This window comes from Chryseobacterium sp. KACC 21268 (assembly GCA_028736075.1).
In the GTDB taxonomy this organism is placed as follows: Bacteria; Bacteroidota; Bacteroidia; order Flavobacteriales; family Weeksellaceae; genus Epilithonimonas.
Map to the genome: position 1 here is coordinate 1,319,233 of CP117875.1, position 12,546 is coordinate 1,331,778.

Genomic DNA, 12,546 nt, shown 5'->3' on the forward strand with positions numbered 1-12,546 from the left:
CGTCTTTGCGTTTTTGTTTTACTTAAAGCGAAATCCCACGTCCCGCATAGAAATCCAAAACTTTCACACTGAATAAATAATTATACTTTGCTTGAGCCACAGAACCTTGTGCATTTGCAAAATTGTTTCTCGCCATCGTGACGTCATAAATGGTCGAACGTCCAGCTTCATAACTTTTCGTTGCAAAATCCAGCGCCAGTTTTGTACTTTTCTCAGCTTCCATCGCAGAAACATAAATCTCGTAGTTCGAATCAGCATTGAACTGCGCCTGCTGAATATCCTGCTTCAACTGGAACTTCTGTTGCTCCAAATTATTTTTCGCAATCGACTCATTGATTTTGGTTTGCTCCACTTGCAATCTTGTAATTCCTTTGTTAAAAATTGGAATGTTGGCAGAAATCCCGACTTGCTGACCAAAATTGGATTTGTATTGCTGGATGAAACTTCGTTCCTGCACGGCAACTGGAAATCCGCTTGATGCGTCGTAGCCGGTGATGTTGGTGTTCAGTAGATTGTTGTAGAAAGTTCCAATTCCTGCAGTAGCCGTGATTGTCGGATAGAAATTCGTCTTCACCACTTCCGTTTGTGCCTCTGCAGATTTGATTCTACTTTCCGCCGCTTTTATCACGGGCTGAGATTCATAGGCAATATTCAAAACCTCATCCACGGTTTCTTTTTGAGGTACCAACTCATCCGGAACAGGAATATCTACAACATCAAAACTCTTGTAATCCTGAAGCTGTAAAATCTGAGCCATTGCAAACAAAGCCCTGTCCACATTGATTTGAGCCGTTTGTACATTCTGTTTTTCTCTGGCGACGGAAGCGGTTGCTTCTGCCAAAACCGTTTGTGCGGTCGTTCCAACTTCGGTTGTGATTTTCGCGCGGTCGTAGAGTTGTTGAGCATTTTCCATTGCACTTTGGGAGATTTTCTTGATTTCCCTGTTCAGCATTACAGAAAGATATTGTTGTGCAATTTGAAGCGCGATGTTATTCTTTATCGTTTCAATATCCTGCAAACTCGCCTCCACATCGAAACCCGTTTTTCTAATCGCTTTCTCCAGCCTTCCGTTGTTGTACACCAGAATATTGGCGCCGACACTCGAGTTGTTGCTGAAGTTGTCATTTCGAATACTCGTGTTCACAAACTGTGTGTTTCCAAAACTTGCCGTGTTCGAGATGCTTCCGGAAACCGACGGTAGATAATCTCTCTTTGCCATTTCCAGATTTTTTGTCTGCACATCTTTGTTGAGAGCCTGCGCCTGAACCTGCAGATTATTTTTAATCGCATAATCCACACATTCCTGAATCGTCCATTTCTTCTGAGAAAATCCCAAAACCCCAATAGACAAAAGCGAAATACAAAAAACTTTTTTAAGCATAAAAGAAAAATTATACACAATAAGACTTCGGAATGTTGGATTTGTTACAATTGAAATTTACAATCGGATACTTTTCATAAAATTTTTTGTTTTATAGAAAAAAACATTAAACAAACTTTAATGTTTAGAAGATGGGATTTGTTCTTCTTTACCAATAGTAACATTATTAAAAATAATATTCTCTGTATTGGTCATGCTTATTGCATTCTTTGCTTCATTGATTTTTACATTAGAAAATACAATATTATTTACTTTCTTCGTAGGATAACCCTGTATTACGATTCCAGCGTTGGTCGCTTTTTTAACTTTGAAATTATTGACAAATAAATTATGGATGTCTGTTTCGTGACCTTCTCCTTCCCCTTTGTAGAAAGATGTGATGTAAATTGCATCCTCTACCTCTCCAAAATCTACATTGTTGATGTAAATATCCTTGATGTAACCACCTCTGTCCGCATTAGATTTCAGATATAGAGCACGTTTGCAATAGCCGGCAAAGGTCGAGTTTTCTACAAAAACGTTTCTTACGCCAGATGACATTTCACTACCAATCACAATCGCATGCAAACCTTTGAAACGGCTATTTCTAACGATAATGTTTTCTGATGGCATATTGGTTTCTCTGCCTTCTCTGTCTCTCCCAGCTTTGATGGTGACATTGTCATCTGCATTGTCAAAATCTACATCATCAATCAAAACATTTTTAGAATATTCTATGTCGAAGCCATCATTGTTTTTGTTTTGAGAATCAAATTTTACTTTCCGAGCGGTGATGTTTTCTGATTTTAGGAAATGAACACACCAGAATGGAGCGTTTGTAATGGTAACACCTTCAATCAAAATATTTTTACTTTCAAAGAACTGAACAAGCTGAGGTCTTAAAAAGCTGTTTTTCCCGAAGATTCTTTCCTTTACAGGCGTCATCTTCAAGTTCATATCTCTGGTTTTTGCCTGTGCAGGTTTTTGCTTGTCGTACCATTGGCTGAAACCATCTTTGCCATTTCCATCAATTGTTCCTTCACCAATTATCGCAACATTTTCTACTTGATAGGCGTAAATCAAGGGACTGTAATTATAAATAAGTGTTCCTTCCCAACTCGTGAGAACGGCAGGAAGGTAATCTTTTTCATTTGTTCCAAAGATTATTTTTGCATCTTTTTTTAATTCCAAAGTCGTGTTGCTTACGAAGTGAATCGGCCCGTTAATCAAGTAAACACCTGCCGGAACTACTATTTTTGCGCCTTTTTTTGCCTTGCTTTGTTTCATTGCTTTGTCAAAAAAAGGTTTATTATCTGTTTTAGAATCGCCCTTGGCACCGAGATTTGTAATTAGAATTACATTTTTTGAAACTTTGGGAGCTTCTATTGTTTTAAGAATATTATCGATTGCACGAGATTCAACAGTTGCAGTATCAAGGATGTTTATGTTAATTTTCGCACCAAAGCAAAAAAATGAAAGACTGTAGAAAACGATTAAAATAATTTTTTTCATTTTATTTTTATTGAGATTTTTTATTTCGTTAATAATAATAAAAATCATTGTAATGATGGTTGATTTTCACGGTTAATGTATTGTTTTTTTCTATTGAAGTGGTTTTTATCTTTTTTTGATGTAACAATTCAGCAATCGGATTTACTTATATGTAAAATCAAGACAATGTCTCATCCCATTCTAAGAATAGAAGATATCAACAAATCCTACGACACAGGCAAGAGCAAATTGCACGTTCTCAAAGGCATCAACCTGAATATCAACGAAGGCGAATTTGTTTCTATTATGGGAAGCTCCGGTTCCGGAAAATCGACATTGCTAAACATCATCGGTATTTTGGACGAGGCAGACAACGGCATCTACGAGTTGGACGGCGTTCCCATCAAACATCTCACAGAAGTCAAGGCCGCGGAGTACAGAAGTCGTTTTCTTGGATTTATTTTTCAGTCTTTCAATTTGATTAATTATAAAACAGCTTTGGACAATGTGGCGTTGCCGTTATATTACCAAAATGTTTCCAGAAAAGAAAGAACCAAACGCGCCGAAGAATATCTCGAAAAAGTAGGACTTCTAAGTTGGAAAGACCACCTTCCAAGCGAACTTTCCGGAGGACAAAAACAAAGAATCGCCATCGCGAGAGCACTCATCACAGATCCGAAATTAATCTTGGCCGATGAGCCGACTGGAGCTTTGGATTCCAAAACGACAAACGATATTATGAAGTTGCTTCAGGATATTAACAAAGAAGGAAAAACAATCGTCGTCGTAACACACGAGCCCGATGTGGCCGCGCAAACCAAGAGAAACGTCGTCCTGAAAGACGGATTAATAGAAAGCGATACATTCATCAATCAAATTGTATTGTAGAGCTGGATGACGGAAGTCTGGTGATGGAAGTTAGCTTCAAGAGCCTCAGCCTGACAAAAAAATAAAAATTAAAATAATGCGAAAAGTAGGAAACTTCCAACTTCCTTCTTCTAGCTTCCAACCCAAAAATTATGTTTGACTTAGACCGCTGGCAAGAGATTTTTAGTTCCATTCGCAGTAATGTATTGCGGACGGTTCTTTCTGGGTTTACGGTGGCTTTGGGATTGTTCATCTTCATTGTATTGTTTGGCATTGGAAACGGCCTTAATAATTCATTTGCCAAAGCATTTACAAGAGATGCAACCAATCTGATTATGATTTGGGCAGGCAAAACCACCGTTCCTTATGCGGGTTTGCAATCCGACAGACAAGTGACTTTCAACAATGATGATTTCGATGCCATCGTGAAAGAAAGCGAGGGGAAATTAGAATATGCTTCGCCAAGGTATCAAACCAGTCTTACTGTGAAATATGGAAAAGAAAGTGGTGGTTATCAAATCAACGGTGTTTTGGGCGACGAGAAATTCCTTGAGAACAGAACAATGATTGATGGACGCTACATCAACCAACGAGATAATGCGCTGAAACAAAATGTAGCTTCGATTGGAAGAATGGTTTGGCGAGATCTGATCCGAGACGGAAATCCGATCGGGAAAGATCTGGAGATCAATGGGACGATGTTCAAAGTGGTTGGTGTTTTCTCAGATCCTGGCGGTGACTGGGACGAGCGACACATTTCGGTGCCACTTTCTACATTGCAACAGATGAAGAAAAGTTCTGACACCATCAGTACCGTAATGTTGTCTTATGACCCAAATATGACGCCGGATCAAGGGGTGAAATATGGGAACGAATTGGAGAAAAGTATCAAAGCACGACATAAAATTTCTCCGGATGACCAGCAGGGAATCAGAATCAATAACAATGCGAAAAATACACAGGATTCATTTGCTTTTCTATTTGTGATCACTGTCGTTGTTGGATTTATCGGACTTGGAACTTTGCTTGCGGGAATCATTGGGATCAGTAATATTATGGTTTATATCGTAAAGGAGAGAACCAAAGAAATCGGTGTCAGAAAAGCGATTGGCGCAAAACCAGGTGGCATCGTCGCATTGATTCTTCAAGAAAGTATTGTGATTACGGTGATTTCAGGAATTGTTGGCGTTGGCTTGGGCGTTTTGGCACTTAAACTCATTGGGAATAATCTCGAAGATTACTTCATCACAGAACCTTCCGTGGGTTGGGGATTGATCGCTTCTGCATTTTTCTGTCTTTTGCTTTCGGGAACCATCGCTGGATTTGTACCAGCCTACAAAGCTTCCAGGATTAAACCAATTGAAGCATTAAGATCAGAGTAAAAGAGAAACGAATCAAGAACAAATAGACAAGATCAAGACTCAGCAAAATCATCAACTATCAACCAACAACCATCAACCAAAAATGAACATACTTTTCAAAAGAGATACCTGGCAAGAAATTTATTATTCCCTTCGGAATAATAAGCTCCGAACGTTTCTCACGATGATTGGCGTTGGTTGGGGAATGTTTTTATACGTAAGCTTGCTTGGCGCGGCGAATGGAATGGAAAATGGGTTCAACAGATTGTTCTCAGGTTTTGCAACCAATTCCGTTTTCCTTTGGCCACAAAGTACCAATATTCCTTACGAAGGTTTTCCAAAAGGCAGAAAGATGGATCTTCACTTGAAAGATATTGAATATATCACCAAGAAAGTTCCAGAAGTCGATTATATTTCGCCCCAAAGTGTGAGAGGGAATTTTGGAACGCCGGGCGATCAGATCTCTAGAAACGGGAAGAAAAATACATATATGATTACGGGAGATTTTCCGGTTGGTAATCAGATTTCTAAGAAAAAATTGTTGTTCGGAAGATATATCAATGACGCTGATATTCAATCTAAAAAAAATGTGATCGTAATAGGAGAGGAGATCTACAAAAATCTTTTCGATGCCAAGAAAAACGAGAATCCAATTGGAAAATCAGTCAATTTGAAAGGGATATTTTTCAATGTCATCGGTGTTTTCCGAGTGCCAAGAGGTGGCGGGATGGAGAATGACCAATCGGCTTATATTCCGTTTTCCACTTATTCCGGAATGTACAACGAAGGCGACAAAGTCGGATTCTTCGCGATCGTTGGAAAACCAAATGCCGAAGCCGCGGTCGTAGAAGCTAAAGTGAAGGATGAGCTTAAGAAAATCAACCACGTTTCGCCAGAAGATACTAATGCGTTTGGAAGTTTCAATCTCGCTAAAGAGTTTAAAAAACTAACAGGATTTCTGACCGGAATGCAATTGCTGACCATCATTGTCGGAACCTTGACGATTTTGGCTGGTGTCATCGCGATTTCAAATATTCTATTAATTACAGTGACAGAGCGAACCAAAGAAATCGGAATCCGAAGAGCTTTGGGCGCAAAACCAGCTGAGGTTCGAAATCAGATTCTGTTGGAAAGTGTTGTGATCACGCTGTCGTCGGGACTTTTAGGATTTTTGTCTGGAATATTTTTGCTCATTATTCTAAATATTGCGACGATGAACAATGATGCTTTTCCATTTTACAATCCAACAGTCGATTACGGAAACGTGTTCTCCGCCATGGGAATTATGATTTTCCTTGGATTGATCATCGGATTGATCCCCGCACAAAGAGCGGTAAAAATTAGACCAATTGAAGCTTTACGAACAGAGTAATTATAAAATTATAAATGATAATCGATTAGTGATAAATGATTTTACTAATTTTTAATATTAAAATAAAAACAAACTATATTTCTATATAATGGAAAAAAAGAAATTTACATTCAAAAAAGCATTGTCCATATTTTTCGGATTGCTATTCGTGGTCGCGGTGATTGGTGGAATCGGTTATCTCATCAAATCAAATTCGGCTGAGAATGAAGTTTTCCTCACCAGGAAACCGACCATTCAAAATCTGGATGACAAAGTGATGGCAACCGGTAAGATTGAACCTCGCGAGGAAATCGAGATCAAACCAAATATCTCCGGAATCATCCAAACCATCAATGTGGACGAAGGTGACAAAGTGACTGCAGGACAACTCATCGCAACCATCAGAATCGTTCCGAACGTCACAGATGTGAACAACGCGACTATGCAGATCAACAATTCTCAAATTCAACTGACGAATGCCAAGATCAACGTTGAAAATCAGAAGAAACAATTTGAGATGCAGGCAAAACTGTACAAGCAAGGTGTAATTTCCAAGCAGGAATACATCACGGCTCAGCAACAGTTGGAGACCAATATCCAACAACAGAAATTGGCAGTTCAACAGTTGAACGCAGCTCAAAAACAATTGCAAATCGTGAGAACTGGAGCGACACCGGAACTTCAAAGTATGGCAACCACGCAGATTCGTGCAAAAGCGGCGGGTGTAGTTTTAGAAATTCCTGTGAAAGTAGGAAGTCAGGTGATCGAGGCCAATGCCTTCAACCCGGGAACTACGATTTGTTCTATTGCAGATCTTAATGCCTTGATTTTCAAAGGTGATATAGACGAAGCACAAGCTGGAAGATTACAGCAAGGGATGGAAATGAAAGTGGTAATTGGTGCATTGCAAAATAAATCTTTCCCTGGAAAATTGACGCTCATCGCACCAAAAGGAAAAGAAGAAAGTGGAACGATAAAATTTGCTGTAGAAGGCGATGTTTACAACAAATCTGGAGATTATATCCGCGCAGGATTCAGTGCAAATGGAGAAATCTTATTGAGTTCTAAGAAAAATGCATTACTTTTGGACGAGTCGCTGATCCAATATGAAAAGGGCAACAATAAATCCTTTGTAGAAGTGAAACAGCCGAAAGGAAACTTTAAGAAAGTTTATGTTAAGCTGGGATCGAGTGACGGAATCAATGTTCAGATCCTTTCCGGAATCGATAAGAATGCGGAAGTGAAAGTTTGGAATCCATCAGACAAAGACAAAGAAGAACTGAAGGAACAAAAGAAATAGACCTTTAAATTATAATTGTTAAAAAGATCCGTCTGGTATTCATAGCTAGACGGATTTTTATTTTTAAGATTATTATAATAGATAAAAATTCTAGTTGAAGTAATTTGAGAAATCAACATAGATTATTATTGCGATGTATCTTTAATAATAAAAAATCCTGCAAAATTACTTGCAGGATTTTTAAGTATTGTATGTTTGAAATTACATAGGACCTTGTTGATCGTCACCACTTGCGTTGGAATTGATGTCCTTTTTACGCTTCGGCTGATCTACTTTTTCGCCTTGTTTGAATCTGTATGTCAGAGAAACCGTGAACTGTCTTGGTTGCCATTGCATATACGAATCTCTTGTGCTGTTGGCTGTGTAAGTCGTTGCCTGCATTGCTCTCGTGTTGAAAACATCCTGAATGTTGAACGCAATCGTTCCATTTCCGCTCCAGATGGTTTTGGAAGCACCAAAGTTGATGGCGTACATTTCTTTTCTATGTTGGAATTCCGTTTTCGTAGCGCCTCTGAAGAAACCTTGAACTTGGAAATTTAATGTTTTGTCAAGCTTAAAAGTACTTGTCAATCGGCTTCTTGTGGAAACGCCCGTACCATTGAAATTAGCTGTGGAAACAATTGGATTTAAATCTTGATCCAATGTGTCGTACAAGGTACTTCCTTTGATATTATATCCGAAGACATCCACATTCCCCATAAATTTCAACCAGCTTGTAGCATCCCAATTGAAGTTAAGATCCAAACCATAAGTTTCTTCTGATCCAAGATTGATAGGTCTTGTATGGAATTCAATTCTTTTTCCAATTTGTGTATCACCTTGTTCATCTAGGAATTCGTACTCAATAGCTTTATTATAAACCAACATTTTGGTGTCGTCTGTTTTACGCTTATAATATAAAGTCGGATTGATTGTGAATTTTTTCTTAGAAATACTGTATCCAACTTCGAAAGAGTCAACATAAGCAGGATTTAGATCGATGTTTCCATCAAAGATATTCTGATTGTCGCTGTAGCTTGGATTTGGAATTAAGAAAAATCCTCTTGGTCTGTCAATTCTTCTCGAGTAATTTACCAATAATTGATTGTCCTTCGCAAACTCATAGCTCAAGAAGATACTTGGGAAAAGATTGTTGTAGGTTTTCTTATCGTTTACAATTGGCTCTGTATAACCTTCAGATCCAGGAGTTAAAAGATTTTGATAATCGATTGTTACATTAGAAAGTTCATTTCTAAGTCCTAATTGGTAACCTATCTTTCCTGTTTTACTTTTAAATTGTAAGTAAAAAGCATTGAACACCTCTTTGTAGTTAGCATCGTAAGTGTACAAAGGTAATAATGCCAAATTTGGATTTGCAGATGTGCTTTCCAAAACATTATTGTCATAGCTATTATCATTGGAATCCAAACGGTAACCAGCTTCTAATTTTGAGATTTCGCCAATTGGCAATTCGTAATCAAGTTTCGCAACGATGTTTTGATTTTTGGTTGTTTGATTGATAATATTTTCAAGAGTAGTTTCAGGATTGAAATTCTCATATTCCAGGATGTTCGTGTCATTGTTGGAACGGTTTTTTTGTAAACTTAATGACAATGATAAATTCTGTCCTTTGTCATCAAACTTATGATCCAAACCAAAATCTCCCTGGAAAGCCAAGTTGTTGTTTTTACCAATGTTTCTTCTCAATGTATAAGTGCTTGGTGCATTTAGTAGAGAAAAATTATAATCGATATTTCCAACGTTGTCACTTTCAAACGTTCTTACAGTTCCGGAAGCATTTACCGAAGTTTTGTCATTGATGTCATAAACAATCCCGGCAGTTGCGTTGTAGTTGCTGTTTTTGTTTGTGATTTCAGAATTTTGACGAGATTCTAATTCGTTCCCATCTATCTTTACGTTGTTGTAGATATTGGTATTTCTGTTGGTATTTTTAGATTCTCTGTAACCACCGCCACCGTTTAAAAACCAAGAAAAATTGCCTTTTCTCCAGCTTAAACTTGTGTTGAGGTTGGTCTGAGGAAGATATCCAAGCGTTCCGATCACACTTCCGTTGAAACCTGTTTTTTTGTTTTTCTTAAGTATGATATTCAAAATACCAGCGGTTCCGCTCGCTTCAAATTTCGAAGAAGGATTTGTGATCACTTCAATCTTTTCGATTTGATCTGCCGGAATACTTTGCAACGCATTCGCACCATCATCGATTCCGAGAAGGGCAGAAGGTTTTCCATTGATCAAAAATCTCACATTGGAACTCCCTCTCATAGAAACTGTTCCGTCCGTATCCACAGAAACTGAAGGTACATTTTGCAAAACATCCTGCAAACTTCCACCTTTGCTCACCAGATCCTGAGAAGGGTCGTAAGTTTTTTTATCGAGTTCTACTTTATAAGGTTTTGTAGAAGCTGCTGTAATGACAACACCTTGGATATCGGTTGTATTCGTCAGGTTCGTTTTTCCCGCTGATACAATTACAAAAGGTGCAATTGGTCCCGCTTTTTCAACTCTTATTGTCTGCGTGAATTTTTTGTAATCTACAGCTTCGATTGTGACATCGTAGCTTCCCGGAGTCAAATCTAATTTATAGTTCCCATCTGCATCTGCCAGTGCGGCATCGCTCAATTGTGAATTTTGTTGGTTTTTGAAAGTTACAGACGCATATCCAATTGCGCCATTTGCATCTTTCACATTTCCAGAAACATTCACTTTTTGCTGAGCCATTACAAAGCTTGCGGCTCCTATTGTCAAGGCAAGACCAAAAGCTCTCTTTTGAAATACACTTACAATTTCCGTTCTTTTCATTCCTAGTTTATTTATGAGCACTTGCTCTATTTATTTTATATTCTTTTTATTCAGCCAATCTTGGTAAGCTTTTGCGTTTATCGCATGTTCTGCAGCATTGTCCGTGAATTTATGATAACCAAATCTCGATGGATCCGCACACATAAAGATGTAATTGTTGTTCTCTGCATCCAAAACCGCATTCAGAGAATTTTGGTCAACAATACAAATTGGACCTGGTGGAATGCCTTTATTCGCATACGTATTATAAGGCGAAGGTTCTTTTAGGTGTTTGTAATAGACACGTTTAATTTGTTGTGTAAAATTACTGGCTTTGTTCACAGCATAGATCACCGTAGGGTCACTTTGCAGTTTCATTCCTTTTTTATATCGATTCAGATATAGGCCAGCGATTGTTTTCTGCTCATCCGGTTTTCCACCTGATTCTTTGTAAACGATAGAGGCCAAAGCGTAGATTTGATCTCTTGTCAAGCCGGATTGTTTTTCTTTTGCAATTCTCTCCGCAGTCCAAAATGCTTTATATTCATTGTCGAATTTCTCAAAGAATTCCTTAGGCGTCACGGTCCAGAAGAAATCGTAGGTGTTATTGAAGAAATATTTTTTCAGATCTTCAGCATTTTTGTAACCTTTGCTGACAGCGATTTCATTCATTTGATCAGCAAATTTTGTGGAATCGATTTCTGTCTTTTTGGTCACTCGACCGATCATCTGATAAACATCATCGAAGTCTTTGATCCGGAAAGAATTCGGTGTTTGATTTCCTGCGAGGATCATATTGACGATTTCGCGGTTGTTCATTCCCGATTTCAGTTCGTAGCGTCCTGGTTTGTAATTTGCCCCAAGATTTTTGTCTTCTGCGATACTGGTGAAATGATCTTTATTTTTAATATAAGGAGAGATCGAATCCAAGATCTGCTGAGACTTCGCATTGTGCGGGATCAAAACAAAGCCTTCTTTCTCCACATTATTTCCGACATATTTATTGTAAAATCTGATCCCGAAAAATCCCAGGATCGCGATGACAACAATAGATATTATAAGAATTATTTTTTTCATAGTTTAATTTGTAAAAGAGATCTAGAACTTTAAATTTTTTAATTTTCTAATTATTGAATCTTTAATTATAATGCAATATCTCCTTTAAAAACTTGATTTGCTGGCCCTTCCAACCAAATGTCACTGAAACCTTCGCCATTTTTCTCAGCATAAACTTTCAGTTGTCCACCCAAAACCTTGACTGCAACAGAGGTTTGATTGTTTTTATCCATAAAAGTTAAAGCCGCAGCCGTCACTCCGGTTCCACAACTGTAGGTCTCATCTTCCACGCCACGCTCGTAGGTTCTTACAAACAATTCCCTGTCAGAAACAGTTTCCACAAAGTTGACATTGATCCCTTCTTTCTTATAAGTTTCAGAATTTCGTATTTCGTTACCATTTTTGAAAACATTATAATTATTTAACATTTCCACGTACTTTACGTAATGTGGTGAACCAGTATTTAAAACAAAGTCATTTCCGTCTGTGCTAATGTTTTTCACATCGATCATTTTCAATTTTACGATGCCGTTTTTGATTTCCGCTTTGTGTAGTCCATCGATCGCATCAAATGTCGTCTTGTCCTCGAAAATATCCAAGAAATGGGCAAATGCCACGATGCAACGGCCACCATTTCCGCACATTGTACTCTCGTTCCCGTCGGAATTGTAATACACCATTTTGAAGTCCGATTTTTCATCGTTTTCAAGTAGGATCAGACCGTCGCCACCTATTCCGAAACGTCTGTCGCAGAGTTTTTCGATGAATTCGGTGCTTTTTGGGAATTCCAGATCGCGGTTGTCGATCATTACAAAATCATTTCCTGTTCCTTGATATTTATAAAATTTGATTTGTTTGTTCATAGTTCCTGTATTGGTAAATGCAACGCTTAAGTATATTTTGTTGAAACAATATTTCCACAAGCATTTTATTTATAATTCTGATTGTTAGTTGATTAATTTGATTTTCCATTACAAAAATC

General features: G+C 38.0%; 9 protein-coding genes. 4 read left to right on the forward strand and 5 right to left on the reverse strand.

Annotated features, from left to right (window positions below; genetic code table 11):
• Positions 1 to 22: 22 nt before the first annotated feature.
• Both PQ459_06285 and PQ459_06290 read right to left on the reverse strand, forming a co-directional pair.
• The gene (locus PQ459_06285) at positions 23 to 1,381 is read right to left on the reverse strand and encodes a TolC family protein (GenBank protein WDF48087.1); all 1,359 of its coding nucleotides are present in this window, start codon (positions 1,379 to 1,381) and stop codon (positions 23 to 25) included.
• Between the two features lie 117 nt (positions 1,382 to 1,498).
• Positions 1,499 to 2,872: a glycosyl hydrolase family 28 protein gene (locus PQ459_06290; protein ID WDF48088.1), complete on the reverse strand. Its 1,374-nt coding sequence runs from the start codon at positions 2,870 to 2,872 to the stop codon at positions 1,499 to 1,501.
• A 177-nt stretch (positions 2,873 to 3,049) separates the two neighbouring features.
• Between PQ459_06290 and PQ459_06295 the strand changes: the two genes are divergently transcribed.
• The 4 genes from PQ459_06295 (at position 3,050) to PQ459_06310 (ending at position 7,730) form a co-directional block, all read left to right on the forward strand.
• Complete coding sequence (locus PQ459_06295) at positions 3,050 to 3,739, forward strand: ABC transporter ATP-binding protein (GenBank protein ID WDF48694.1); 690 nt, start codon at positions 3,050 to 3,052, stop codon at positions 3,737 to 3,739.
• A gap of 131 nt (positions 3,740 to 3,870) precedes the next feature.
• Positions 3,871 to 5,100 (forward strand): ABC transporter permease, encoded by a 1,230-nt coding sequence (locus PQ459_06300; GenBank protein WDF48089.1) that lies wholly within the window; start codon positions 3,871 to 3,873, stop codon positions 5,098 to 5,100.
• A gap of 82 nt (positions 5,101 to 5,182) precedes the next feature.
• Positions 5,183 to 6,451, forward strand: a complete 1,269-nt coding sequence (locus tag PQ459_06305) for an ABC transporter permease (GenBank protein ID WDF48090.1) — start codon at positions 5,183 to 5,185, stop codon at positions 6,449 to 6,451.
• Between the two features lie 88 nt (positions 6,452 to 6,539).
• Positions 6,540 to 7,730, forward strand: a complete 1,191-nt coding sequence (locus PQ459_06310; protein ID WDF48091.1) for an efflux RND transporter periplasmic adaptor subunit — start codon at positions 6,540 to 6,542, stop codon at positions 7,728 to 7,730.
• A 201-nt stretch (positions 7,731 to 7,931) separates the two neighbouring features.
• On the opposite strand, the gene PQ459_06315 is transcribed toward PQ459_06310, so the two are convergent.
• The 3 genes from PQ459_06315 to dapF all read right to left on the reverse strand — a co-directional run bounded on the left by PQ459_06315 (position 7,932) and on the right by dapF (position 12,427).
• On the reverse strand, positions 7,932 to 10,529 hold the full coding sequence (locus PQ459_06315) for a TonB-dependent receptor (protein ID WDF48092.1): 2,598 nt from the start codon (positions 10,527 to 10,529) through the stop codon (positions 7,932 to 7,934).
• 30 nt (positions 10,530 to 10,559) lie between these two features.
• Positions 10,560 to 11,585, reverse strand: a complete 1,026-nt coding sequence (gene mltG, locus PQ459_06320; GenBank protein ID WDF48093.1) for an endolytic transglycosylase MltG — start codon at positions 11,583 to 11,585, stop codon at positions 10,560 to 10,562.
• A 65-nt stretch (positions 11,586 to 11,650) separates the two neighbouring features.
• A complete protein-coding gene (dapF, locus tag PQ459_06325) occupies positions 11,651 to 12,427 on the reverse strand; it encodes a diaminopimelate epimerase (GenBank protein WDF48094.1) in 777 nt (258 codons plus the stop codon).
• Between the last annotated feature and the right edge of the window lie 119 nt (positions 12,428 to 12,546).